We start from the raw sequence: 25542 nt of genomic DNA, 5'->3' as shown, positions 1-25542 counted from the left end.
CGTCTTGCACAGGCGCACCGCGCGATGCGATGAAGACGAAAAAGAGGTGAGCCCCATGTTGGACCTGACACGCCAAGTTAATCTGCTGTCCGATCGCATAACCCCGCTGCGGGATGCGCCGGGGCGTGTGATCGTGGCGATTTCTGGCCCTCCGGCAAGCGGGAAATCGACCCTTGCGGAGGAATTGGCGCGTCGGTTGAACGCGCAGAAATGTCAGACTGTCATTGTCCCGCAGGACGGATTTCACTTGGACAATCAAGTGCTTGAAGCCCGTGGAGATCTGGCCCGCAAAGGCGCGCCACACACCTTTGACGGGGCGGGGTTTGTGCATCTTGTGCGCCGTCTGAAAGAACGCGCCGACGTGGTGGTGCCTGTGTTTGACCGCGCGCGGGATCTGGCCGTGGCGGGCGCGCGCGTCGTTCCGGCGGAGGCTGAGGTGGTTGTGGTTGAAGGCAATTACCTGCTGTTTGATGAGGCGCCCTGGTTCAACCTTGCGCCCCTATGGAGCTTGTCTGTCCAACTTCATGTCCCCCTGCCCGAGTTGCGCGCGCGGCTGATCCAACGCTGGCTGCACCACGGGTTCAGCTCAGCCGCGGCGAAACGGCGCGCGGAAAGCAACGATGTTCCGAACGCACAGGCCGTGATGGAAAAGGCGCTGCCGGCGACGCTGACCCTTGGGGTGGATGGCGCGACGCTTTAGCGCGTGGGGCGTCTTTGATTTTGCACCTGCCCTGTGGTGGGATATCATCCCCAAAGACAGCGCAATCACGGAGGGCACGGCATGACACGTCACATGGACATCGCACCTGAAGTGACAGGTTTTTTCGACGAGGGCACGAACACGATCACCTATATCGTGAAGGACCCGGCGAGTGATCATTGTGCGATCATCGACAGCGTGATGGACATTGATTACGCCGCAGGACGGATCACCTCGCAGGCTGCCGATCAGTTGATTGCGGAGATTAAGCGGCGCGGACTGACGCTAGACTGGATCATCGAAACCCACGTCCATGCCGACCATCTGAGCGCCGCGCCCTACCTGCAAGAGACGCTGGGCGGCAAGATTGGTGTGGGTGCGCGCATCATGGAGGTGCAGGACACCTTTGGCAAAGTGTTCAACGAAGGCACGGAATTCCAGCGCGACGGGTCGCAGTTTGACGCGCTGTTTGAAGATGGCGACAGCTACAGCGTGGGCACCATGACCTGTCAGGCGCTGTCCACGCCGGGCCACACGCCTGCGTGTATGGTGCACATCATGGGCGACGCCTGTTTTGTGGGCGACACCCTGTTCATGCCCGACGGCGGATCGGCGCGTGCGGATTTTCCGGGCGGCGATGCGGGGGAGCTTTATGACAGTATCCAGCGGGTGCTGGCCCTGCCGGGCGAGATGCGCCTGTTTATGTGCCACGACTACGGGCCAAACGGCCGCGCCATCGCGTGGGAGACCACCGTGGCAGAGCAGCGGGCGCAAAACATCCACGTGGGCGGCGGCAAGACCCGCGAAGAGTTCATTGCGTTCAGGACAGAACGGGACGCGCAACTGGCGGTGCCGAAACTGATCATTCCGGCGCTGCAGGTGAACATGCGGGCCGGTCATGTGCCCACGGATGAGGCGGGCAATCCGGTGCTGAAGGTGCCTGTCAACGGGCTTTAGGCGCAGGCGGCGAAGCGGCCCTCCGGGGGGAGTTGTATGGGCCAAGATGAAGGGGACGCGGCGCTCTCTTGCTTAGGGCGCGTTACCCTTAACGGAACGTTCAGCTTATGATTTCGAATTTCAGGACGTCGACCATGCCGCGGTCGGTGATTTTCAGCATGGGGATCACCGGAAGGGCGAGGAAGGCCAGTTGCAAAAACGGCTCATCCAGTGTCACGCCGAGGCTGTGGGCCGCATCGCGGAGGTCTTCGAGCGCGGTGCGCACGTCCTCAAACGGATCAAGCGACATGAGGCCCGCCACGGGAAGGGCCAGTTCGGCAAGGATTTGGCCGCCTTCGGCCACGACCAGCCCGCCTTCGAGGTCGGTCATACGGTTACAGGCCAGCGCCATATCGTCGTAATCCACGCCCACGCAGGCGATGTTGTGGTGGTCGTGGCAGACCGTCGAGGCAATGGCGCCTTTTTGCAGACCGAAGCCTTTGACGAAGCCCGTGGCGATGTTGCCGTTTTTGCCGTGCCGTTCGATCACGGCAATTTTCGTGAGGTCGCGGGCCGGATCGGGCCGTTTGTCGCCGGATGTGGGCGTGATGGTTTCAGACAGATGTTCGGTTATGATTTTGCCTTCGATGACGCCGATGACATCCGTTTCTGCCCGATTTGAGGAGGTGCGAAAATCCTGCGCCGTGACATGCGGCGCTTTGACAGACGCCCGACCGATGGGCGGGGTGATTTTGCGGGCGGCGAAGGCTGTCGCGCCGATCTGGGTGCCTGCACAAAGCGTGAGGTGCGCATCGCAGGCCTCAAGCGAGCCGAGACAGGCGATATCGGCGCGCAGACCGGGGGCGATGAGGCCGCGATCCTTCAGACCGAACGCCTCAGCCGCGGACAGGGACGCCGCGCGGTAGACCGCTGTGGGCGACGTGCCGCGGGCGATGGCGGTGCGGATCAGATAATCAAGGTGCCCGTGTTCCCCGATATCAAGCGGGTTTCGGTCATCGGTACACAGGCACATATAGGCCGACGTGCGGTCCGTCAGCAGGGGCAGCAGCGCGTCCAGGTCTTTGGACACGGACCCTTCGCGGATCAGCACGCGCAGGCCTTTTTGCAGCTTTTCGCGGGCCTCTTGGGCAGTTGTGGCCTCATGCTCTGTGCGGATGCCGGCGGCGATATAGGCGTTGAGATCTTTGCCCGACAAGAGGGGGGCATGGCCGTCGATGTGGTCGCCCTCAAACGCGCGCAGTTTGGCGATGATCCCGGGATCCTGGTGGATGACGCCGGGGTAGTTCATCACTTCGGCCAGGCCGATGACTTGGGGGTGGGTGCGCAGGGGGATCAGATCCTCGGCCTCGATCACGGCGCCTGTGGTTTCCATGTGGCTGGAGGGCACGCAGGAGCTGAGGTTGACGCGGATATCGAGGAGGGTTTCAAGCGCGGCATCAAGGAAATACTGGATGCCCGGAACGCCCAAAACATTTGCAATTTCATGGGGATCGCAGATGGCGGTGGTCACACCCAAGGGGGTCACGAGGCGGTCAAATTCATGGGGGGTGACAAGGCTGCTTTCGATATGCAGATGCGTGTCGATAAAGCCGGGCACCAGGGTCAGGCCCGTCACATCGATCACTTGTTTTGCATCATAGACCGCGCAGGTGCCGACGATCGTATCGCCGCAAATTGCGACATCCCCCGATAGCATTTCGCCGGTGATCACATCGAAGACCTGCCCGCCGCGCAACACAATATCGGCGGGTGCATCCCCCCGACCCTGCGCAATCCGTTCTGATAAATCTGCCATTTGATCTGCCCACAGGGTTCACCATGAAGGGGCACCATGACGTTTCGGCAAAGACAGGTCCAGCCTTAGCGACGAGAGACCAGTTCTATTTTGGGACGTTTTGCCAACCGTTTCGTATCGGGCGACGTCACATCTGCCGCCGATGCAACAAAGCGTTTGATCAATTCAGACTGAAACCGCACGTCTTGCGACCGTTCCATCAACATCTCAACAAAGGTGTCCAAACCTTCTGCCGTCTCAAGAACGCCATTTTCGGCGGCGGTGCACAGATCAAGAAACGGCATCACGATGTCTGTGAGGACAAGGGCGGACATATGTGAGGAATAATCGGCGACCGAGCTTTCGATCCCCAATTCAGGCCGGAACGCATGATTGACGGACCCCAAAACCACCTTGAATCGCAAGATGATGCCAAGACTGCCATCATCGGCCAAAGTGGTGATCAGATGGGCCTTGGCCAAGGACAGGCCGGGGATTTCAATGGTGACGGTCGGCAGCGACACGACCTCGGTGGTGTTCGACAAGGACGCAAGACAATGAAGCACGCCGTGTGCGACCTGATCGATAAACACATCCGAGACCGCAACCTTAGATGGAAAGGAGAAGCGGTTGCGGTGATGCGTTCCGATGACTTCACACGAGCGGACTTCTGCTGGCTGATCGCCCTCAGCGATCATGTTGACCACGAAGCGATGCCCCCCTTCGAGGGCAGACGTGAGGTCAGACTGAGACACCAGCTTCATCAGCAGAATCCTAAAATTGGAAACAATCTACTTACAGATAAGTAACAAGACCTAAGAAAATGTAAACTGTGCTTAACTTATTTTCATTTAATAACATGTTGTTAACCTTTTCAAAAAACGGTGCGATCCGCCTATGACGCCCCCTTGCGCACCTTTGCCCGCAGTCCCCAGCCCCAGATTGCGACGGTGTCAGGCCCGAATTTATGCAGGAATATTAACAGGTTCTTTTAGCATAGCTATCGGTGGTCTTTATGCGGTATGCTAACGCCATGGGGATGAAACGGGATACATCTTATGCGCGATGACGGATCCGAAACGTTAACGATTATCGGGATCGGGTCTTCGGCCGGCGGGCTTGAGGCGATCAGAGAGCTGGTGGCCACGCTGCCCGCGAATCTACCGGTGTCCTACGTGGTTGTGCAGCATATGTCGCCGCACCACAAAAGCCTGATGACCGAGCTTGTCGCGCGGCAAACCGAACTGCGTGTCGAAGACGTCAGTGACGGCACCGCGCCTGAGGCCAATGTGATTTACATCACGCCCCCCAAGACCGATGTGGTCCTTAAAGACGGTCAACTTCGTCTGATTGATCCAAGTGATCTGCCCTCTGCCCCGAAACCATCGGTGGACAGGTTTCTGGTGAGCCTTGCGGAGGATCACGGATCAAACGCGGTTGCGATGATCCTGTCGGGGACCGGATCGGACGGCGCTTACGGTGTGCAGGCCATTCGCGAAGCCGGCGGCATTACGATTGCCCAAGACAGCAATTCGGCAAAGTACGACGGCATGCCACAAGCTGCGGTGCAAACGGGCTGCGTTGATCTTGTGCTGCGGCCCGTTGAAATCGGCACGCACCTTCAGAAAATTCTGACCTCTGCGCGTGATTTCTCTGCCTTCCGCAAGGAAGAGCTGCAGGAAACGCCGATCTCTGATTTGTTGCAGATCCTGTTGGCGCGGACCCGTGTGGACTTTCGCGATTACAAACAGACGACCATCACCCGCCGGATTGAACGCAGGATGACCGCGCTTGGGATCGATAACCAAGACGAATACACACATTTCCTGCGCAACAATCCGCAGGCTGTCGATGCCCTGTTCAAGGATCTTCTGATCTCCGTCACACGGTTTTTCCGGGACAAGGAAGAATTCCGCAAACTGAACGAACTGCTGCCAGAGCTTTTGTCCAAACGGCAAAACGGCCCCGTGCGGGTCTGGATTGCGGGCTGTGCCACGGGCGAAGAGGCCTATTCGATTGCTATGCTGATCTCTGAGGCCTTGGGCGGACCCAACGTGCCGCTGAAGGAAAAGGTACAGATTTTTGCGACCGACATCGACAAGGAAGCCTTGCAGGTTGCGCGCGCGGGGATCTACAGCAATGCGGCGCTGAATGACATTCCGCCTGATCTGGCGAAGAAATATCTCATCCAGCATGGCGACGGCATCCGCATCACGGACCGGTTGCGCGGGGCGGTTCTGTTTTCGGATCACAACGTCTGTCAGGATCCGCCGTTCCAGAAGGTTCACCTGTTGTGCTGTCGCAACCTTTTGATTTATTTCGGAAATTCCCTGCAGAAGAAGGTGATGGCGCGGTTCCATTACTCGATGGCGTCGGACGCGCTGTTGTTCTTGGGCACCGCTGAAAGCGTCGCGGGGTCCGATGAATTGTTCTTGCAGGACGACAACAATTCCCACGTCTATCGCAAGCGGATCTTGGGCAAAGGCAAGACGATCACCAACTACGCCATGCCCAGCATGCCGCTTTATACGGGCCGCCAGACACGGCGGACCGATCAAGACATCGACACCAGTGCGGACCGGCACCTGTTTGAGGCTTTGGTCAAATCGCTGGGCGAAAAATCGGTGCTTGTGACCGAAGACGGAACGATCATGTCCGTGAACGGATCGATCAGTGAATATATTGAGGTAAATCAAAGCAGTAAGCTGAAGATGCACCTTGAATTGCTGAAAAGCCCGCTGCGCGAAGAGGCGCGCAGTTTGGTTTCTGTCGCTTTGCGGCACGGGGCACAACGCACCGGCGTGCGTCACCGGATGGATGAAAAGGATGAGTTCGATATCCGGCTGAACGTCTATCCGATTGTGGCCAAATCGCTGGCCGAACGGGTGGCTGTGGTGGCCTTCACACCGGTTGCCAAGTCGCCCGACCCGCTGGCCGCCAAGGCCGAAACGCTTGAGTTGGACGAAAGCGTGTCTGAGCGGATCAAAGACCTTGAAAACGAGGTCGCCGTCACCCGTGAAGCCTTGCAGCAGACCATTGAACAGCTGGAAACGTCGAACGAAGAGCTGCAGGCGCTGAATGAAGAGCTGCAATCCACCAATGAGGAATTGCAGGCCACGAACGAAGAGCTCGAAACCTCGAACGAGGAATTGCAGTCCACCAATGAAGAACTGATCACGGTGAACGAGGAATTGCAGATCACCGCCACAGAATTGAGCGGACGGACAGGTGAGCTGACATCGGTTCTGCAAAGCACGCCGCTTGCCATCATGGTGACCGACAGCGCGCTGCAGATCACGCAGGCCACCACGGCCGCCGCTGAATTGTTCCAATTGAAACAACCGATTACGACGCCGCATATCTCTCAGGCGGTTCTGCCGGAGGGCTACCCTGCCCTGTCGCCGATTTGCAGCGAAACACTGAAGCTGGGCACGACATCCACGCAGGAGTTTTCATCCGAAGGCAACCGCGTCATCCTCAGCTGTACGCCTTATTTTGACGTGCACGGGAAGATTTTGGGCCTGACGATGGTGATCACGCAGTTCCCCGGCCTTGCCCGTGAGATGGAGATGATCCTTGGGTCGTCGCAAATTCAACTGATGAACCGGACGCCAGACGGGACAATCCTTCGCATGTCCAAAAGGCTGGCTGAAACCTTTGGTCTGGACGCGGAAAAGGCATTGGGCCGCAACATCAAGGACCTTCTTCCCGCGTCGTGGTGTGACGCGCTTGTGGGTAAGGACGAACGTTTGCTGGCCTCGGCCGAAGACACGGACGGCAGAGCCCAGATCGTCGAATTCGGCGGTGAAGATGGCAAAGACACCACCTATCTGTCGATGGAAAGCCGACTGTTTGACGCCCCACACAGAGACGGCCAATCAATTTACAACATTGCACTGGACGTGACCAACATCTTGAAGGCGGCCAGTCACACGAATGCGCTGATCGAACGGTTCCGTCATCTGCAGGAGTTGGCCGGATTTGGATATTGGGAAATCAACCCGCTGACCCGGCAGATTTACTGGTCCAGCCGCGTGTTTGAATTGCATGGCTTTCCCGAAAGTGAGGGGACTCCGGACTTGGATCGGGCGATTGAGTTTTTCCATAAAGACGACCGCGACAAGGTGCGCCGTCACGTGGAAGAGGTGTCGACCCAAGGGGGTGAGTTTGAATTCACGGCCCGACTTATCCGGGCGGATGGGACCGAAATTCGCGTACAAAGCAATGGCATCGCCATTCTGGACGGCACCGGTCATCTTCAGCAGATTGTCGGCGCTTTTGAGGAAATGGACGACTGACACACCCGTGAAAGGGCGCGCAGGCCATGAAGGGTACGGCGACCACTCAAGTGGCCGCTGTCATCGTCGCTGTCATTACGGTGCGCCCAGTTTTGCGGCACCTTAGGCACCGTTGCACGTCAGGCGAGTGCGTCTACAGAGAACCCTGCCGCAAAGGCCTCAAACTCGGGCAGAGGAAGGGGCTTGGTGATTAAGAATCCCTGCACCTCATCACAGTCTCGTTCAGACAACCAATCCAGATGGTCGACTGTCTCCACCCCCTCGGACACGACTGTCGCGCCAATCTGACGCCCCAACGTCAGGATCAACTGCACAATTGGTCCCGAAGAGGGAAGCTGTTGGATAAATGACCGATCGATCTTGATGCAGGTCAGCGGGAACTGCGTGATGTAGGACAGGTTCGAGTATCCGGTCCCGAAATCATCAATCGCAATTTTGTAGCCCATCGTCGTGATCTGGCGCAGTTTCTTTGCCAGTTTCTTGGGATCCCCGATTAGCGCGTTTTCCGTCAGTTCCAGTTCAATCTTGCCTTTGGGAAAATCATGCTGTGCCGCGAGAGCCGCCAAAGCCTCAATAAAGCCGTTGTCGGCAAATTGGCGGGGCGACACGTTCAAAGACAATTCCAGATCCACCCCCTGTTTGTGCCAAGCAATGGCCTGCGCACAGCCCATTTCAAACACCTGGGCCCCGATTTCATCGATCAATCCGTTTTCTTCGCAAACCTCAATAAATTCAGCGGGGTAGACCAAGCCACGCCCGGGACGATCCCACCGGACAAGACCCTCAGCACCGATGATTTTGCCAGATTTCAAATCTAGCCGCGGCTGATAATGAAGCGTAAATTCGCGCTGATTGATGGCCGTTCGCAATGCACGGTCCAGACATTCGCGGGCGGCAATCTCAATTCCCATTTGCGCGTCAAACACAGTCACACAATCGCGACCTGTGTTCTTTGACCGATAAAGCGCAATGTCCGCTTCGCGCATGACATTTTTAAAGTCAGGTGGGCCTTCGACGAAGGAAATGCCGACGCTGATGGTCGCATCGAGGCGCGTTTTGCCGTGATGCATCGGAAGGCAGACGGCGCGGCGAACCCTTTCTACCGCCTCACGGGTCGCTTGTCTGGTTTGACCGCTGTGCATGACGATCACAAATTCATCGCCACCCAACCGCGCAACGAGGTCGGTCGGCAACATCAGCCCAGCCGTGCGTTGGGCGATTTCGCGCAAGACCGTATCGCCGGCTTCATGCCCATAGCGGTCGTTGATCTGTTTGAAATTATCGACGTCGAACACGACGATCGCCGTCCCTTCGGCAGAGCCCTGCCCTTCGAGCCAAGCAAAGTGTCGCTGCAGATAGGTGCGGTTGTGCAGCCCTGTCAGCTGATCACGATTGGCCAGGTGCCGTGCCGTATCCCGCGCCTCTTTCAATTCGCTGACATCAATCGCGGTCATCATGAAGGCCGGTTTGCCAGAAACGGCATCGAGACAGCTTTTGACACGCAAATCGAACCACCGCACCCCATCTACGGTGGCCAGCTGTGTCAGACGCCGCAATTCGCCGTCTTGCAGTGTGTTGTCGGCGATGCTGAAGAATTCATCCTGATCCACAAAGATGCTGTTCACCTTGTCGATCATGCCGCCGAACGCGTGTCTTGCGACCGGGTTCAGATAAAGGGACGGACCTTCCTGGCTGAACAGCATGATCAAAACGTCGGTGTGCAGCAAAGCTTCGGTGCTGCGAACGTTTTCAGGCTCATCACCGCTTTGCCCGACAACCTCACATTGCATGGCCATGCGGCCATCCTCAAGCCGAAGGCCGCGGAACACCACCAGCACGTTTTGCGGCTTTCCTTCGGGATAAAGCGTCCACAATTCAGTGAACGACATGTCGTGATTTTCAAAATCCGCCTGGTACTGATTCAGCCGTTTGGCCACGGTTTTTGACATGTCTTTTGACAAGTCACGCGCAAGAAGGTCCTCTTCCGAAGCTGCGGACCACAATTGGCAAGCGGCACGGTTGGCGCGCAGGATACGCATGTGATCAATGTCGTAGAGCCATATGGCCGCTTCGAGACGATATGCCAGATCAAAGGACCCGGCTGAGAGACCGTCAGCCGGATTTGTCTTCGAAGATACGTTATTCAAATGCACAATCGTCATGGGGTCATTCTACCATAAGGTGAGTGATTTGATAGTCCACTTTCATACAGTCTGCCTGAGCTCAGCATAAGAACGTTAGCCCATTGATTTGCGTAGTAAAAGATATGGATACATGGCCGCATTCCCTGAAAATTAACTATTTATTAACGCAATCACGCGCCATCACAGGTGGCTTTATGGATACTGCGGACCTCTTAATTTCAGGCTAACGGGTCAAATTTGAGGCAAATTCTAAAGTCTTTATTCTTTGTTATGTCATCCATCTCGTTCAACTTGGGGATTAACACTTTCTTAACCTCAAAACGGACATATCTGAGAGCTTATACAAACCTGGGTGGATACAAAAATGAAGGACACACATCGTGTGAACAGTGGCCCTGTGGGCCTTTCGCAGCCAATCTCAGAGCAGATTTGGGCTGCAAAATATCAGCACAAAACCGATGGTCACTGCCATGATCATACAATCCAAAACACATGGTCGCGTGTTGCGGCCGGACTGGCGGCCTGTGAAGACGGCACCCAACGTGCAAAAATCGAAGGGCAGTTCTTTGCAGCGATGCAGAATTTCCAGCTGATCCCGGCGGGCCGCATTCTCGCAGGCTCTGGCACGGACCGGCATGTGACCCTTTCGAACACATTCGTCATGCGCACGCTGCCCGACAGCGTTGAAGGCATCATGGATACCCTCAAAGATGCAGCCCTGACCATGAAAATGGGCGGCGGAATCGGGTTCGATTTCTCAACCCTGCGGCCTTCAGGCTTTCGTGTCGAAGGCCTTGATTGTCCGGCCGCTGGCCCCCTTGCGGCCATGGATATTTTCGACGCGACGTGCCGCATGTTGGTCACAGGCATGGGACGCGGGGCGATGATGGCCACGATGCGCTGCGATCACCCGGATATCGAAGCCTTTGTCATGGCCAAATCGGACCGCACCCGCCTGCGCAATTTCAACCTGTCTGTCATGGTCACCGACGATTTCATGGAAGCTGTGGAAGAAGACCGGACTTGGTCCTTGAAATGGGAGGGTGAGGTCACACGCACCGTGCGGGCCCGCGATCTGTGGAATGTCATCATGAAACAGACCCACAGCGCGGCGGAGCCAGGTGTTCTGTTTATCGACCGGATCAACGCGCAGAACCCCATGCACTACCGCGAAACGATTGCGGCGACCAATTCGTGTGCGGAACAACCATTGCCGCCGTTCGGAACCTGCCCCTTGGCGTCGATCAACCTGGCACAATTGGTGTCCAATCCATTTACCAAGGAGGCGCGGCTGGATGTGGGGCGGCTTCGGTCTCTGACGTCGACGGCTGTGCGGATGCTCGACAATGTGCTTGAAGTGTCGCGGTTTCCTTTGGCGCAGCAGGCTGCACTGGCGAAACGTCAACGCCGTATTGGGATCGGCGTCACGGGTGTGGCAGATGCAATTGCGATGCTGGGTGCAAAATATGGCTCCGCCAAGGCGGTGTTCTTGTTGGGCAGCTGGATGCAGACGCTACAGAATGCGGCCTACGCGGCATCGGCGGATTTGGCGCGCGAACGCGGCGCCTTTCCCGATTTCGATGCAGCCCATCACATGCAAACCGCGCAAGTTCAGTCGTTGGACCCAGAGGTGCGCGCCCTTGTGGCAGAGCACGGGCTGCGCAATGCGACGCTGACCTCGATCGCACCCACAGGCACGATTTCCATGCTGGCGGGCAATGTGTCTTCGGGGATTGAACCTATCTTTGCGACCTCGTTCAATCGTGTCGTCACACGTCCCGATGGCACGAAAGAAACGGAACGGGTCATGGACTATGCCGCGATGGTCTTTGGCCGCCTTTATGGGGAAGACACGCCCCTGCCCGAGAGTTTTGTGTCTGTCGCGGACCTCAGCCCCGCCGATCATGTGGCGATGCAAGCGGCGGCACAAAAATGGGTGGACAGCGGCATTTCAAAAACCGTCAACTGTCCTGAAGACATCTCATTCGAGGCGTTCAAATCCGTCTACCGCGATGCGTTTGACAGCGGCTGCAAAGGCTGCACAACCTTTCGTCCAAATGACGTGACAGGATCGGTTTTGTCGACATGAGCTGGCTGAAAACTTGGTTGGGGCGGGATATCTCGCCCCCCACACCGCACGCGCAACCGCCCGCACCACCCTTTGGACAAACGCCGTGGCACCCGACGCACCGGCACAAAAAGGGCGGCGGTTACCGTTTGTTGGGTTATGGCGTGTTGGAAGCGGATCGGTCGCGGGTTGCGATTTATGACGATGCGGACGGCACGGTTTGGGTCCGGTCAGCGGACGAATTCGAAGACGGTCGCTTTTCCCCGATCACGCTGGTTGCTGTCGATGAGGCGGCGCAGCCTTCGGACGACTGAATCAAAGGCGGGCGCGACGGGGGGACGTCGCGCCCGCTAAAATGCTGCACAATGTGCGGGAGAGTTATTGTGCAGCGATACTCGCCTGCTCGTCCTCTGAATTTTCATAGACAAGCGTGCGAGTGGGGAAGGGAATGTTGATATTGGCGTCGTCCAACGCCTCTTTGACTTTGCGTTTCATGTCGGCCTGATACTGAAAATAGACATCCGACGCGCACCAGACGCGGACCAGAAAATCGACGCTGCTGCCGCCAAGATTGTTCACCTGAATGAACGGCTCAGGGTCTGTCATGGACCTTTCATCCGACATGATCGTGTCGATGATAACCTTTTCGGCCTGCGCAAGGTTCACACCATAGCCCACACCAAATTCCCATTCGGCGCGGCGGGTGTCGTAAACGGAATAGTTGTAGATGGTGTTGCCCCACACCTCGGAGTTGGGGACGACGACCATGACGTTCCCGAGGCTGGCGATTTCGGTGTAGTTCAACGTCACATCCTGCACCGTGCCCATGACGCCATTTACCGAGACGAAATCACCGATCTTCAGCGGGCGGAAAAAGATGATCATCACGCCTGCCGCAACATTGGACAACGTACCTTGCAGGGCCAGACCAATAGCGAGGCCCGCAGCACCGATGACCGCCACGACGGACGTTGTCTGGATGCCAAAGGTGTTGAGAATGAAAAGCGCTGCAAACCCCAAGATGACATAGCGCGCGATATTGCCCAAAAAGGTGAACAGCGTGTTGTCCAGCTTTTTGTGTTTCTTGCCGATGTTGCGAATGCGGCGCGACACGAAACCGGCGACGATGAAGCCCAAAACAAGGATCGCGGCCGCACCAAGCAGGGAGCCTGCAAGACCGAGGATGGCCTCAAGCGTCAACAAATCAGCCAAGGACTGTCCGTTAAACAGCTCGGTCTGCATCAAGCTGTCGAACCAGCCTGTCACGTCATTTGTCAAAGTGTCGATGGTTTCCATTGGTCTTTTCTTTGCCTGTGACGGTGCCGAACGCAGGGGGCCGCAGTTTGGTTCCCCCGCAAGTGAAAAAAATTGCAACCATCGGCTGGATGCGGGCGTTGGGGCGGAAATGTAAGGAAAACCAATGACGCGTCCCCACAGCGGCACTCAGTCCAAAACACCAATAAAGCAAGAGGTTGAGGAGGCGTCGGTTGAAGATGCGGCCAAACTTGCGCCTAAGCTGATTTATGAAGTGATCCGCCGTGACGGCGAAGAAGAATTGGACCGCACAACGCGGTCTTTAATGTGGTCTGGGATCGCGGCGGGGGTGATGATCAGCTTTTCGGTGGTCGGTGAGGCGATCTTCAGAACACATCTGCCCGACACGCCTTCACGTTATCTGATCGAAAATCTGGGGTATTCCCTTGGGTTCTTGATTGTCATTCTCAGCCGGATGCAGCTGTTCACAGAAAACACGATTACGACAGTTCTACCGGTTCTTCACGATTTTTGTTGGGCAAATGTCGCCCGTGCTGCGCGGGTTTGGGGTGTGGTTCTTGGGGCAAACATCATCGGGGCCTTTGCAATTGCGGCCCTTTATGTGTTTACCCCCGCCCTGCCCGACGACCTGACCCCCGCCCTGATGGAGCTGTCCCGTCACGCCATGGGCTTCACCCCGTCTGAAGCGTTTTTTCGTGCAATCCCCGCAGGCATCCTGATCGCCGCGATCGTGTGGATGGTGCCCCAGGCGGAGGCCGTGGGCTTTTTCGTCATCATTGTGTTCACGTGGTTGATCGCCGCAGGGGATTTCACACACATTGTCGCTGGGTCCGTCGAGATGGCCTACCTGATGATCCAAGGCCAGCTTGGCCTATGGCCGGCGGTGTCGACCTTTTTCATCCCCGTCTTTTTCGGAAATGTGGTTGGCGGCACGGTGGTCTTTTCCATCATGGCCTACGGGCAAGTCAGAGACGAGATGGAGAGCACCCCGCATCTGGACGGATGACGGAACTGCCCCCTGTCCGTCATCGTTAGGACACGTAACTTGATGGAGACGGACATGACAAAATTCAACGAGGGCGACACAGTCGAATGGAACTGGGGCAATGGCACCGGATCAGGCGAGATCGTAAAGATCTACACCCAGAAAATCACGCTGAAGATTGAGGGAACGGAGGTGACCCGCAACGCGTCAGATGACGAACCTGCGTTCAAAATAAAACAAGACGATGGCGGAGAGGTTTTGAAATCAGTGACAGAGGTCGAGAAGGCCTAAATTTTTGGTAAACCGGTGGAGGCTGGCCGATTGCCAGCCTTTGCACCGATGTTACAAAAAGGGTCTTGGTTTCAGCGGCTCATGCTCAACCAAGGCGGCCTCGGCCAAAGCCTCACAATCGTTCACCTGCAATTTGCCATCCGACCAAGACGCAAGTTGTTTGGACCGCAGTTTGGCCAGCGTTTTGTTGGTGTGGACGAGGGACAGGCCAAGCGCATCGGCCAAATCCTGTTGGCGAAAGGGCAATGGCATCTGGGCGGCATTTACCATCCCCAAAGCGTCGCCTTTCTGGAACAGCTTATAAAGGGCCCATGACACAGCTTCATATGCCGACCGTTGACCAACCGTTGCCAAGCTGTCGCCCAAGAAATGTTCTTCGGTCGCGGCCATCCACGTGATGTCGTACCCGCGGTATGGGTTTGATTTGAAAAAATTGAAAAATTCGGACCGATCAAACACACACAGGGTCATGGACGTCGTCGCTTCGACCGAATGGTGCATTTCACCCATCACGCCCGCTTGAAGACCGATAAAATCGCCTGGAAAAATAAAATTAATCACCTGACGATTGCCATTTGGCAGTGTCGTATAACGCAGGCCCATTCCCCGCAGAGCGGTGTAAAGTTGAGGCGCGTTCGATCCCTCCATCATCAGCGGTGTACCGGGTTCAACCCGCAATTCCCCAGATTTATAGCGCTGAGTGATCTGCCTTTGGTCATCTGGAACATCCTGAAACAACTCACTTTTATGCAGCGGGCATGTTTCACACATTGTCGACAAAACTTGTTCCTTCCTCTGTTTGCTATGTCCTAGTTTAATGCGTGGCAGGCCAGACAGTTCCATAAGGGGGAGGGAATTTCAGAACTGAGCAGCTAAATGATCATCGTAATCGTTGAGAACGATCCCTTTGTGCGGATCGACATAGTAGAAACCCTGCGCGCCAATTTTGCGCAGAGCAAAATCAGTTCGGTTGCGACGCTTCATCAGGTGCAAAAGGTCGCGGCAGACATCCTGATCGCCGACGCTGAATTAAACCAGAAGGCCCTTGTTTCGTGGCTGTCCCAGGGGGCTACGATTATTTTTACGGGGCCGGGCAAGACCGACACGGCTGACGCAGAATTTGACGGCATCGTCCGGCTGCAGCGCCCATTTTCACAAGACATGTTGTTGCACGCGGTGCGCCGCGCAATGGCGCGTCAAGGCAGCGGCTGACGGAACATAAAAGACGGATGTGCGTTGACGGGGCGAACACAAAAAAGGAGTTCCCTATGACAGACGCATTGAAAGTCGTGCCCGAAACAACACCCGTGAAATCCGGCGTGCGTGACGTCAAGGCTGTCGCTGATGGCTTGGCGGATGTTTTGGCCGACACGTACCGTTTGCTCTTCAAGACGCATACATATCATTGGAACGTCGAAGGCCCCCTCTTCTATTCGATCCACAACCTGACCGAGACCCAGTACGAAGACATGTTCAAAGCCGCCGACGAATTGGCGGAACGCAGTCGCGCCTTGGGCCAGTTTGCGCCCCATGCAATGGCGGACATCATGAAACGGTCGGTTATTGAAGACGCGGACACCCTGCCCAGCGCGGGCGAGATGTGCGAACAATTGGCCTCTGATCATGAACGCGTTGCACATCGTTTGCACGCCTTGGTCGAATTGGCCGGTGATCACAAGGATCCTGTGACCGAAGATCTGGCAACGGAGCGATCCGCCTTCCACGAACAGGCCGCGTGGATGTTGCGCGCAATTGCCAAAGGTTGAAACGCGTCGCAATAGACGAAAAAGTCCCGCCGAAATGGCGGGGCTTTTGTATCAAGGGTTTGCGTCGGTTCGTCGCCTCAGCTCGACAGAGTTTCGGTCGACGAAAAGAACATGGCCTGACTGACAGCCGACCGGACCTGATGTTCCGTATATGGTTTTGAGATCAGGAAGGCGGGCTCTTTGCATTCGCCTGTCAGCAAACGTTCCGGGAATGCAGTGATAAAGATGACAGGGAGACCGGGATGGGCGGAGAGGATGTCGTTCGTTGCATCAATCCCGGACGAATTGTCTGCGAGCTGGATGTCACTGAGGATCAGATCGGGGCGGTCTGCATTGGCAAGCGCCACAGCCTCTGATTGGGTGCGTGCAATTCCGGTCACGCGGTGCCCCATGTCTGCCACGACGGATTCCAGATCCATGGCGATAATCGCTTCGTCTTCGATGATCATGACGCTGCCCGAAATCGCGTCTTCCATCTCAACCCGTGCCAAATTGACCAGATGTTCGGCCTCGGACACCTCGACCTGCATGATCTCGGCCACTTCGCCCAACTTGAACTCTTCGATGGTGGACAACAAAAGGGCCTCGCGGGTGTTTTCGGTCAGCCGCGAAAGATGGCGCTGTGCTGTGGCGCGCAGACCGCTTTCGCCGTCATCGACCGGAGAGCCGGAACTTTTCCAGAGGGTATGGAATACTTTAAACAGGCCCACTTTCACGGAGCTTGAGCCCGTGGCGGTCGACCGGTCCGTCAAAAGCGCTTCAAGTGCTGCGGCAGCGTAAGTATCGCCTGTGGTTTGATCACCCGTCAAAGCGCGCCCATAGCGCCGCAGAAAGGGCAACGCATTTCCGACCGCTGCTGTGAAGTCTTCCGAACTCGTCATTTTTTGACATCCCTTGAATATTTTTATGGAACCAAACGCAAAGAGCGACGTTTGGTTCCCGACGCGTACGATTATTTTCGACCTGATTGAGGGGTCCTAGCATATATGGCACACAACGATGACACGGCGAATGGCGAAGATGACGCCATTAACGCGAATTTGAAACGCGTCTATGATGACGTTTTGAACCAAGAAATTCCGGATCGTTTCAAGGACCTTCTTGCACAGTTGAAACAGCAAGAGCCGTCTGACGGCGGCAACACGGGGGAGGCCAAATGAGTTCCGTTGATCCGCGGGACGAATTGGTCGACCACCTGCCCGCCATGCGGGCCTTTGCCATGTCCCTTACCCGCAATTCCGCGATCGCAGACGATATGGTGCAAGACACCCTCGTCAAAGCTTGGACCAAAATTGACATGTTCCAACCCGGAACAAACCTGCGCGCTTGGCTGTTCACCATCCTGCGCAACACATATTATTCAAACCGGCGCAAAGCCAAACGGGAGGTCGCTGATGTTGACGGTGTATTTACGGAGAGCCTCTCGCAGAAGCCTGATCATGATGGCCGGCTACAAATGGCAGACTTCCAACGTGCGTTCAGTAAGTTACCGGATGAACAACGCGAGGCGCTGATCCTTGTCGGGGCGTCTGGTTTTTCGTACGAAGAAGCGGCAGCCACCTGCGAGGTGGCTGTTGGAACGATCAAAAGCCGCGTGAACCGTGGCCGTGCGAAATTGGCTGAACTGATGCACCTTTCCTCTGACGACGCTATGGAATTGACCGACAGTGCTACGTTGGCGGTTGTTGCGGCACGGGCCAACGGGGCAATGCGGTGACGCAAAAGGTCGGCCTCCATCAGCGCCTGACCGCACGTGTTCTGATCTTTCTGACGATCGCCTTGGTGCCATTGGGCATTATCAGCGTCGTGCAGAACCATAGGTTGGATGCTGAGATTGACCGACGCACCGCCCTTTCGCTACAGGCTCTTACAGAACAGGCCGCGTCGGGTGAGCGGCTTGCCATACAGCGTTCTTTTGGCAACGCCGAATTGTTGGCGGCCAACTTTGATGGGCGCATGGGGCAAACTGACAACTGCCCCCAATTCGTGCAGGATCGAACAGGGCCCCTGTCGGAATTTGCCTACGTCGGGTTGATCAGCGCCGAAGGCTGGTCTGTTTGTTCCAGCGATCCGCAGGTTCTGGACTTTTCGGACTCACAAGAATTTCAGGACTATGCGGCCAACCCGCGCCCCTATTTGTCCGTGGCGCGGCAAGGGGCGGCCTCGGGTCAGGCGGTTTTGATTTTCAGCCATCCGCTTTTCGATGACGAAGGGTTCGCAGGGTTCGTTTCTTTGTCGACACCGATCGAAACGATCATGTCCCAACCGGATTTCCTGGGAGAAGCTGAACCCATCACGTTGATAACGTTCAATGCTGATGGCCTATTGATGACATCTGACGTCGATTTGCAGATGACTGAGGCATTGTTGCCAAACGATGTGGCCTTGGCCGATTTGACCGGGGGCTATGCGCGCACGTTCAGCGGCACCAGCCGGTCTGGCCGCGATTTGTCCTATTCTGTCGTCCCGATCATTCCCGATGTCGCCTATGCCCTGGGACTGTGGGGACCGGACGCGGATGCGGGCAATGCAAGCCTCACCCCGCTGACCAGCACTTTGCTGCCGTTTTTGATGTGGCTGGCCAGCCTGTTTGTGGCTTGGTTTGTCATCGACCGGTTTGTTGTGAACCGGATCGCCGACCTGAACCGCGACATGGTTCGCTTCGCCAACAACCGCACTTTGCCAAAATCCACACCAATGAACGTGTCGTCTGAACTTGAAGAGTTGAATGCCTCCTTCATGACCATGGCAAGTCGTATCTTGCGCGATGAAGCCAAGCTCGAAGACCAGGTGCGAGAGAAATCGATCCTTCTCAAGGAAATCCACCACAGGGTGAAGAACAACCTGCAGATCATTTCCTCGATCATGAACATGCAAATTCGCAAAGCCGACGAGGCTGAGACGCGATCAACCTTGCGGCAGGTGCAGGACAGAATTCTGGGTTTGTCGAGTGTGCATCAGACCTTGTATCAAACGGAGTCTTTGAGCCGTCTTGATGCCGCTGACCTTATCCGGGAATTGATAACGCAAGGGCCGGAGACTGCGTCAGCACTGTCCGCAGGTATCGACATTCGGTTGGATTTGACATCTGTAACGATCCTTCCGGATCAGGCGGTGCCCTTCACGATGCTTTTGTCTGAATGTGTCAGCAATGCGCGCAAATACGTTGGCGGGGCCAACCCGACAATCGAGGTTGGTCTTAGACAGTTGGCAGCGCAAAATGTCGAAATGATCGTCGAAAATTCGACCGATGGGACTGTCGAACCGCAGCATGAACCGGGCTATATTCCGGGACTGGGGCGCCAGTTGATCCGGGCCTTTTGTGCCCAGTTGAATGGATCGTTGAAGGTCACTGAACCAGAGGGCCTGTATCGGATCGAAGTCGTCTTTGAGGTTGAGACAAGCAAACTGTCGCAACAAGACTTTTGAGCCATGCCACGTCCAAAGGCCTCTCCGCCAGACCAAACTCACAAGGCCCCCGTTGAAGCGATCGTCGAAAATCTTGACGAATTGGCCAAATCCGGGCCGGTCACCGTTGGTGATCTTGCAGCGGAATTCGGGAAGAAGTCCTTTTCAACGCTCATTCTTGTCGTGTCGTTGCTGTTGGTCTCCCCCCTCAGTGGGGTCCCTTTGTTCTCATCTTTTTGCGGTTTGATCATTTGCCTGTTGGCGTCTCAGGCCGCCGCAGGCAGGGCCTATGTCTGGATGCCCCGTCGGATCATGGCAGCGCATCCACCAATGGGTCGGTTTCAGGCAGGCATACACCGAATGCGACGTTTTGCACGGTGGTTGGACAATCGCACGATCACGCGCCTGTCGGTGTTGGTCAGCCCCCCGTTTTCGCGCGCCGTCTATGCCGTTTGCGCGCTAGCCGGGGCTCTTTTGCCTTTGATGGAACTCGTGCCCCTCACATCAAGCATGATCGGCGCCTCTGTCGCCATGATCGCAACGGGCCTTCTGGCCCGCGACGGTCTTTTGTCGCTGATCGGATTGATCATGTTGCCGATTATCTTTTCCATCCCTGTCTTCGCCATCGCCCATCTGACCGCAGAGGGCTGAGCCCGTCCAAGCCAAAGCAAGAGCGTCCAATGCAACGGAACTTTGCACCGGACAGAGACGTTATGATGTCAAACGTTAAACAAACGGAGAGACACATGGCACAGTCACGGACGACCAACGGTAAAACACAGACCTATGACGCGGCCGATCTGTCGGCACAAATCGAAGCCATCAAAGCGGATCTTGCGGGCCTGACCGAAGTGTTGGCCGGTTTGGGCCAGAGCAAAGTTGCACAGGCCCAGGAACACGCCAGCGCCACCTTTGAAAGCGCGCGCGCAGCAGGCGCGGAACACGCAGACAAGGCCCGGGATCAGGCCGAACGTCTGGGCAATGAAGCCCGCGATTTCATCCACCGTCAGCCCGCCACCGCGTTGGGCGTCGCTGCTGGGGTTGGCTTTCTCATCGGGTTTCTGGGACGTCGCACCTAATGTTGCGCCCCATCAAAAAGGCGGCGTCGCGTGCAGGCCAAAAGGCCGCATGGGGCGCGGCTGGCGTGATTTTTGGTCTTGTTGGTCTTGGGTTTTTGACAGCCGCGATGTGGATGATCCTCGTTGTGATCGTAAGCCCGCTTTATACCAGCGCGATCATCGGCCTGTTTTACTTGGGGCTTGGATGTATCAGCTTTGCGGCGGCAGCCTCACGCCACCCTCAAGATGTCCCATATGAACCTCAAACCAGCGCAGCCGCAGCAGACGCCCCCCCTTTGGTTGAGGCATTTTTGTATGGCCTGAAGGCGGGCCACCAAGCCAAATCACACCGCCGCTAACAAAAAACGCCCAACGAACCGTTGGGCGTTTTTGCGTGTACGATGTGTCATACGCTGACCTAATGCGGATTCTTCTTTTTCTTTGATGATCGAATTGGTTGATCATCCTTTTTCCAAGACGTCGTCGCCAAAACGATTAAAACGGTAATAAGCGAGAGCCCAACTAAGCCAGCAATGAAGACGTCTGAGGTCATCGCAGTCTCCTTCTGAAGTGTTCACAAAATCAACCCAAGCTGAATTGAATGGTTCCAGAGACAGTCTGACGTTTTCGTTAAAATGCGTTGAATTGGTTAAGACGCTTAATCTTTGAGCAAAGATGCGCGCCCGGTTTGCGCCATGGCTGACGACAGCTCTTGCGTGATGACATCCCACAGCTGATGCAGGCCTTGTTCGCCCGCAGCGGCGATTGCAAATTGAAGGGTTCGACCAAAGAAGGTGAAATTGGCACCGCAATCAAAGGCTTTCAGGACGTCCTCCCCCGACCGTAAGCCGCTGTCGAAAAACAGCGGCATATCCGGCCCGACGGCCGCACGGATCTTGGGAAGCATTGTAATCGGCGCCGGGGCGCTTTCCAATTGGCGCGATCCGTGGCTGCTGACTTGGATCGCGTCGACACCCGCCTGTTGCAACGCGACGGCGTCGTCAACATTCAGCACACCTTTGACGACCAGTTGACCGGGCCACAAATCACGCAGACGCCGCAGCGTCTCCCAAACGGCCCGCGCACGGCTTTCGGTGCGGTCAAAGTCGTAGCCGTCCATCTCAAAGTTGGCCATCTGGGGTTTACCCGCTGCCAATTGCGACAGCGACCAGCGCGGATGCAGCGCAAAGTCCACAAACTGACGGGGGCCTATGACGAAGGGCATCTTGAAGCCGTGGCGCAACTCACGCGGGCGGCGTCCGACCTCGGGCACGTCGACGGTCATAACAAGGGTCTGGTATCCTGCGTCTTTCGCCCGCTGCGCCAGTTTAAACGTCCCTGCCCCGTCGCCTGAAAAATACAGCTGAAACCAGGCGTGGCCCTCCGCCACCTCCAAAATCTGTTCCATCGGGGTGGAGGCCACGGTGCTGACGCCATGGGGGATTTGGTATTTGGCGGCCAATCGCGCCAGCATCAGATCGGCCCCCGGCGCGCTGAGGTTGCACATGCCCATGGGCGCGATCCCGAACGGACGCTGGGCGGTCGCACCGAACAGATCGACGGCAAGGCTGCGTTGGGACACATCGCGCAGGATGCGGGGGTCCAGCGTTATCGCGTCAAAGGCCGCACGATTGCGTGCGGCCCCTGTCTCTCGTCCTGCGGCCCCGTCGATGTAATCAAACACCATCCAGGGCAAGCGCCGTTTTGCAAGCCGCCGCGCATCGTCCGAGCTGTGGATATGCGCAGCGCCGGCCATTTAGCTGGCAATCGCTTTCATGAAGCGGTCCTTGATGATGACCGGATCCATGGTGATCACCGGCATCTTGGCGTTGCCGCTGTCACATTTGACGATCATCACGGTGCCTTTGCCGCTGTCGATCGCTGCTTGCAGGGCTTTGCCGGTGTCGACGTCCTGCACCTCAACCACGTTGTCACAGCCCGCCGCGCGCGCCATGCCCGCCAGATCGGTCTTGCGGCCCGTATAGGTCGGCTGATCGCCGGTGGATCCATAGGATCCGTTGTCGATGATCATCAGGATGAAGTTGTCGGGGCAGTTGTTGCCAATCGTTGGCAGCGTGCCCAGGTTCGTCAGCACAGACCCGTCGCCATCAATGGAAATGACGGTTTTGTCCTGCGCCAGCGCCACGCCCAAACCAATGGACGACGCCAGCCCCATGGTCCCCAACATGTAGAAATTGCTGGGCTGGTCCATAATCGCGTGCAGCTCTTGGGACGGAATGCCGATGTTGCAGACGATCAGTTGGTCTTTCAGGATCGGCGCGATGTCTTTGAGAATTTCAGAACGGATCATTGGTCGCCGTAGCCTCCCCAGAAGTTGGCGTCGGTCAGGATCGCCACAGGTTTGTTGCTCATGAAGGTGTATTTGAGGATGTTGTCGAACTCTTCCACATCCTTTTGCCAGTGGAAGTGATAGGTGGGGATGTGCATCTGCGCCAAAAGCGCCTTGGTGTGCACGGCCATTTCCACCTGACAAGCCACAGGTTCGCGCAGCTCTCCGCGGTAGGAGATGATCATCGGAAGCGGCATACGGTAGAACTGCGTGAGCGTGGCCAGCGTGTTGATCGTCACGCCAATGGCCGTGTTCTGCATGATGATCGCAGACCGTTTTCCGCCCATGAACGCCCCCGCACACAGGCCCATCCCCTCATCTTCCTTGTTAGACGGGATATGGAAAATCTCTTCGCGCTGATCGATTTCTTCGATCACACCGGCCAGCTGTTTGCACGGCACGGTGGTGACGAAAGAGACATCGTTGGCGACAAGATCATCGGTGATCTTCTTGTCGAGGTTCATGGCTTTGCCTTTCGAGGTTGGGGCGAAAATGCCGCCCGCTGAGGATATGGGCGTGCGTTACGCCCAAGGGTTAAGAATAATCTTCGGGGCGGCAACCGCCCCGCGGCGAATGTCTGCAAACGCAGCCGCGCCGTCTTGCAGTGCGCGTGTTTCTGTCCAGGTCAAAGGGCCAAGACGACCATCAAAAATCGCTTGTGCCGTATCACGGAAATCGGCGGCGGTGTAAGTGTAAGTCCCGATGAATGTGATCTCTTGCAAGGTCAGACGACGCACGTCGATGCCGCCCTCATCCTCGCCCAAACCGACATGGGCAATCACGCCACCTGCCGCAGCAAGGGCCGAGGCCGCAGCACGGGTGGCGGCGTAGCCCACGGCGTCCACCACGAGAGAAAACTGGCCCCGCGCCGCCTCAACCGCGCGTTGGTCGCATTGCTCGGTGAGAAAGGCACGGCGGGCCTCATTGGGTTCGACAATCGTCACCTCATCAACACCCATTGCCGTAAGGGCGAGTGCGGCAGCCAGCCCGATCGCGCCCCCGCCCAAAACCAGGGCGGTCCGATCCATGGAAGGGTGCAGGGCCTCAAGCGCCAGACGGACGGCATGCCAACTGACGGCAAGGGGTTCGGCCAGGGCCGCTTTGGTCAAAGTCACCTCTTGGGGCACTTTAACAAGGTTGTGCATCGGCATGGAAATGTATTGCGCAAAGGCCCCTTCGCGGGGTTGCATTGAGATAATCTGACGTGTGGGGCACAGGTTTTCGCGCCCGATATCACAGGCGGGACAGGTGCCACAGGTCACAAGCGGATTCACCGTCACGCGGGACCCGTCAAAGGGACCGCCCACGATCACCCCTGCGGCCTCATGGCCCAAAATCAGCGGCGCCGGTCTGCGGGCGTCATGGCCCAGATAGGCGTGCATATCGCTCCCGCAGATGCCCACGGCCTCAACCTTGATCAGGTGTTCGCCGTCCTGGGGTGCGGGGTCCGCGACCTCGCGCACGGTGAGCGTTTCAACACCATCATACACCAACGCCTTCATTTTGCTGTGAACCCCCCGTCAACCATCAGAACCTGGCCCGTCACATAGGCAGAGGCATCCGAACTTAGAAACAGAACCGGGCCGTCGATGTCCTCAAGGCGCCCGTTGCGGCCCATGCAGGTGGCGGCGGCATTGCGGGCCGCGCGGTCTTCGTCTTCAAACACGGCCGCCGTCAGTTCCGTTGGAAAGAACCCCGGCCCGATGGCGTTGGCCGTGATGCCGTGGGGTGACCATGCTTCGGCCATGGCGCGTGTCAATTGGGTGATCCCGCCTTTGGTGGCCCCATATGCAATGCCGCCCGGAAAGGCGCGCGTGGATTGAAGCGATGCGAAATTCACAATCCGGCCCCAGCCTTTGGCCTTCATAGCCGGCACCATGGCCTGCGCCATATAAAACGGGGCCGAAAGGTTGAGGGCCAAGGTCTGGTCCCACCCGTCTTGGGTGACGTCATCGGCGGCCTGCCTGGTGTTGACACCTGCGGCCTGCACCAGAATGTCCGGCGGGCCAAAGGGGGCGGCGATGTCGTGGATCATCCTTTCAAAGCCCGCGCGGTCGGTGACATCTGCCACCACACCCGACGCCACGCTGCCCAATTCATCCACCAGCCCTTCGATCGCATCCGCACGGCGCGCCACCCCGACAACCTTGGCCCCGGCTTCAGCCAACACCACCGCCGCACGCCGCCCAAGGCCCGCGCTTGCACCGGTGATGCAAGCCACTTTGCCAGACAGATCGAAAAGGGCGTCGGGGTTCATCATTCGCCCCTTTATTCCGCGGTGAGGTCGAAGTTTTCGCCTGGGAAGTATTTGGCGAGGCGGACGTCGGCGGCGCGGGCGTGACCTTCCATGCCTTCGAGGCGGGAGATGCGGGCTGTGGCGATGGCCACGTCTTTGGACGCCTCGCGCGTGGTGCGCTGCCAGGTGACGATCTTCATGTATTTGTGCACCGACAAGCCGCCCGTGTAGC

27 protein-coding genes are annotated in these 25542 nt (G+C 57.1%); 15 read left to right on the top strand and 12 right to left on the bottom strand.

The genetic code is table 11. The annotated features are described in order from the left end of the window. Positions 1 to 55: 55 nt before the first annotated feature. Together PSJ8397_RS14955 and PSJ8397_RS14950 are read left to right on the top strand one after the other, a co-directional pair. Positions 56 to 700, top strand: coding sequence for a nucleoside/nucleotide kinase family protein (locus tag PSJ8397_RS14955; protein ID WP_085865444.1), 645 nt, complete (start codon positions 56 to 58; stop codon positions 698 to 700). 81 nt (positions 701 to 781) lie between these two features. Further along, on the top strand, positions 782 to 1657 hold the full coding sequence (locus PSJ8397_RS14950) for an MBL fold metallo-hydrolase (protein ID WP_085865443.1): 876 nt from the start codon (positions 782 to 784) through the stop codon (positions 1655 to 1657). 100 nt (positions 1658 to 1757) lie between these two features. On the opposite strand, the gene ade is transcribed toward PSJ8397_RS14950, so the two are convergent. Beyond that, positions 1758 to 3452, bottom strand: a complete 1695-nt coding sequence (ade, locus tag PSJ8397_RS14945) for an adenine deaminase (RefSeq protein WP_085865442.1) — start codon at positions 3450 to 3452, stop codon at positions 1758 to 1760. Positions 3453 to 3517: 65 nt separating this feature from the next. Next, complete coding sequence (locus PSJ8397_RS14940; RefSeq protein WP_085865441.1) at positions 3518 to 4195, bottom strand: hypothetical protein; 678 nt, start codon at positions 4193 to 4195, stop codon at positions 3518 to 3520. A gap of 294 nt (positions 4196 to 4489) precedes the next feature. Between PSJ8397_RS14940 and PSJ8397_RS14935 the strand changes: the two genes are divergently transcribed. Continuing rightward, complete coding sequence (locus tag PSJ8397_RS14935) at positions 4490 to 7729, top strand: chemotaxis protein CheB (protein WP_085865440.1); 3240 nt, start codon at positions 4490 to 4492, stop codon at positions 7727 to 7729. A 119-nt stretch (positions 7730 to 7848) separates the two neighbouring features. Here the strand turns inward: PSJ8397_RS14935 and PSJ8397_RS14930 are convergent, their stop codons facing one another. Continuing rightward, positions 7849 to 9678, bottom strand: coding sequence for a putative bifunctional diguanylate cyclase/phosphodiesterase (locus PSJ8397_RS14930; RefSeq protein ID WP_235000792.1), 1830 nt, complete (start codon positions 9676 to 9678; stop codon positions 7849 to 7851). Between the two features lie 559 nt (positions 9679 to 10237). On the opposite strand from PSJ8397_RS14930, the gene PSJ8397_RS14925 reads away from it, so the two are divergent. Then, on the top strand, positions 10238 to 11962 hold the full coding sequence (locus PSJ8397_RS14925; protein WP_085865438.1) for an adenosylcobalamin-dependent ribonucleoside-diphosphate reductase: 1725 nt from the start codon (positions 10238 to 10240) through the stop codon (positions 11960 to 11962). Continuing rightward, positions 11959 to 12255: a hypothetical protein gene (locus PSJ8397_RS14920; RefSeq protein ID WP_085865437.1), complete on the top strand. Its 297-nt coding sequence runs from the start codon at positions 11959 to 11961 to the stop codon at positions 12253 to 12255. The genes PSJ8397_RS14925 and PSJ8397_RS14920 overlap by 4 nt, the downstream gene beginning before the upstream one ends. Positions 12256 to 12319: 64 nt before the next feature. Here PSJ8397_RS14920 and PSJ8397_RS14915 read toward each other — a convergent pair whose 3' ends face one another. Beyond that, positions 12320 to 13237 (bottom strand): mechanosensitive ion channel family protein, encoded by a 918-nt coding sequence (locus tag PSJ8397_RS14915; protein WP_085865436.1) that lies wholly within the window; start codon positions 13235 to 13237, stop codon positions 12320 to 12322. A gap of 124 nt (positions 13238 to 13361) precedes the next feature. Here PSJ8397_RS14915 and PSJ8397_RS14910 point away from each other — a divergent pair, with 124 nt between their 5' ends. Next, positions 13362 to 14222 (top strand): formate/nitrite transporter family protein, encoded by an 861-nt coding sequence (locus tag PSJ8397_RS14910; protein WP_085865435.1) that lies wholly within the window; start codon positions 13362 to 13364, stop codon positions 14220 to 14222. Between the two features lie 54 nt (positions 14223 to 14276). Then, positions 14277 to 14492, top strand: a complete 216-nt coding sequence (locus tag PSJ8397_RS14905) for a hypervirulence associated TUDOR domain-containing protein (RefSeq protein ID WP_085865627.1) — start codon at positions 14277 to 14279, stop codon at positions 14490 to 14492. Positions 14493 to 14543: 51 nt separating this feature from the next. Here PSJ8397_RS14905 and PSJ8397_RS14900 read toward each other — a convergent pair whose 3' ends face one another. Beyond that, positions 14544 to 15263 carry a Crp/Fnr family transcriptional regulator gene (locus tag PSJ8397_RS14900; RefSeq protein ID WP_085865434.1) on the bottom strand — a complete coding sequence of 240 codons (720 nt, stop codon included), beginning with the start codon at positions 15261 to 15263 and terminating at the stop codon, positions 14544 to 14546. Between the two features lie 105 nt (positions 15264 to 15368). Between PSJ8397_RS14900 and PSJ8397_RS14895 the strand changes: the two genes are divergently transcribed. Both PSJ8397_RS14895 and PSJ8397_RS14890 read left to right on the top strand, forming a co-directional pair. Further along, complete coding sequence (locus PSJ8397_RS14895; protein ID WP_085865433.1) at positions 15369 to 15704, top strand: DNA-binding transcriptional response regulator; 336 nt, start codon at positions 15369 to 15371, stop codon at positions 15702 to 15704. A 56-nt stretch (positions 15705 to 15760) separates the two neighbouring features. After that, positions 15761 to 16258 carry a Dps family protein gene (locus PSJ8397_RS14890; RefSeq protein WP_085865432.1) on the top strand — a complete coding sequence of 166 codons (498 nt, stop codon included), beginning with the start codon at positions 15761 to 15763 and terminating at the stop codon, positions 16256 to 16258. Between the two features lie 77 nt (positions 16259 to 16335). On the opposite strand, the gene PSJ8397_RS14885 is transcribed toward PSJ8397_RS14890, so the two are convergent. Then, complete coding sequence (locus tag PSJ8397_RS14885) at positions 16336 to 17139, bottom strand: response regulator (protein WP_085865431.1); 804 nt, start codon at positions 17137 to 17139, stop codon at positions 16336 to 16338. A gap of 105 nt (positions 17140 to 17244) precedes the next feature. Here PSJ8397_RS14885 and PSJ8397_RS17065 point away from each other — a divergent pair, with 105 nt between their 5' ends. From PSJ8397_RS17065 to PSJ8397_RS14860, 6 genes are all read left to right on the top strand, one after another. Beyond that, complete coding sequence (locus PSJ8397_RS17065; RefSeq protein ID WP_159453158.1) at positions 17245 to 17418, top strand: NepR family anti-sigma factor; 174 nt, start codon at positions 17245 to 17247, stop codon at positions 17416 to 17418. Then, positions 17415 to 17975 carry an RNA polymerase sigma factor gene (locus tag PSJ8397_RS14880; RefSeq protein WP_085865430.1) on the top strand — a complete coding sequence of 187 codons (561 nt, stop codon included), beginning with the start codon at positions 17415 to 17417 and terminating at the stop codon, positions 17973 to 17975. The genes PSJ8397_RS17065 and PSJ8397_RS14880 overlap by 4 nt, the downstream gene beginning before the upstream one ends. Further along, positions 17972 to 19687, top strand: a complete 1716-nt coding sequence (locus PSJ8397_RS14875; RefSeq protein WP_085865429.1) for a sensor histidine kinase — start codon at positions 17972 to 17974, stop codon at positions 19685 to 19687. Before PSJ8397_RS14880 ends, PSJ8397_RS14875 begins: the two co-directional genes overlap by 4 nt. Positions 19688 to 19690: 3 nt before the next feature. Next, positions 19691 to 20317 carry an exopolysaccharide biosynthesis protein gene (locus tag PSJ8397_RS14870; protein WP_085865428.1) on the top strand — a complete coding sequence of 209 codons (627 nt, stop codon included), beginning with the start codon at positions 19691 to 19693 and terminating at the stop codon, positions 20315 to 20317. Positions 20318 to 20412: 95 nt separating this feature from the next. Beyond that, positions 20413 to 20745, top strand: a complete 333-nt coding sequence (locus PSJ8397_RS14865; RefSeq protein WP_159453157.1) for a DUF883 family protein — start codon at positions 20413 to 20415, stop codon at positions 20743 to 20745. After that, entirely contained in the window at positions 20745 to 21083 is a 339-nt protein-coding gene (locus PSJ8397_RS14860) for a phage holin family protein (RefSeq protein WP_085865426.1), read from the top strand. The genes PSJ8397_RS14865 and PSJ8397_RS14860 overlap by 1 nt, the downstream gene beginning before the upstream one ends. Positions 21084 to 21382: 299 nt before the next feature. On the opposite strand, the gene PSJ8397_RS14855 is transcribed toward PSJ8397_RS14860, so the two are convergent. The 6 genes from PSJ8397_RS14855 to PSJ8397_RS14830 form a co-directional block, all read right to left on the bottom strand. After that, the gene (locus tag PSJ8397_RS14855; protein ID WP_085865425.1) at positions 21383 to 22480 is read right to left on the bottom strand and encodes an alpha-hydroxy acid oxidase; all 1098 of its coding nucleotides are present in this window, start codon (positions 22478 to 22480) and stop codon (positions 21383 to 21385) included. Next, on the bottom strand, positions 22481 to 23035 hold the full coding sequence (gene comE, locus PSJ8397_RS14850; protein WP_085865424.1) for a sulfopyruvate decarboxylase subunit beta: 555 nt from the start codon (positions 23033 to 23035) through the stop codon (positions 22481 to 22483). After that, complete coding sequence (locus tag PSJ8397_RS14845; protein WP_085865423.1) at positions 23032 to 23538, bottom strand: decarboxylase; 507 nt, start codon at positions 23536 to 23538, stop codon at positions 23032 to 23034. The genes comE and PSJ8397_RS14845 overlap by 4 nt, the downstream gene beginning before the upstream one ends. A 57-nt stretch (positions 23539 to 23595) precedes the next feature. Continuing rightward, positions 23596 to 24576 (bottom strand): alcohol dehydrogenase catalytic domain-containing protein, encoded by a 981-nt coding sequence (locus tag PSJ8397_RS14840; RefSeq protein ID WP_085865422.1) that lies wholly within the window; start codon positions 24574 to 24576, stop codon positions 23596 to 23598. Continuing rightward, the gene (locus tag PSJ8397_RS14835) at positions 24573 to 25334 is read right to left on the bottom strand and encodes an SDR family NAD(P)-dependent oxidoreductase (RefSeq protein WP_085865421.1); all 762 of its coding nucleotides are present in this window, start codon (positions 25332 to 25334) and stop codon (positions 24573 to 24575) included. The genes PSJ8397_RS14840 and PSJ8397_RS14835 overlap by 4 nt, the downstream gene beginning before the upstream one ends. 8 nt (positions 25335 to 25342) lie before the next feature. Further along, positions 25343 to 25542 (bottom strand): histidinol dehydrogenase (locus PSJ8397_RS14830; protein ID WP_200811328.1); only part of this gene is annotated, 200 nt, incomplete at its 5' end.

Source organism: Pseudooctadecabacter jejudonensis (genome assembly GCF_900172275.1).
GTDB lineage: Bacteria > Pseudomonadota > Alphaproteobacteria > Rhodobacterales > Rhodobacteraceae > Octadecabacter > Octadecabacter jejudonensis.
The sequence above is the reverse complement of the archived record's forward strand: the minus strand, read 5'-3'. Positions and strand labels throughout refer to the sequence as shown.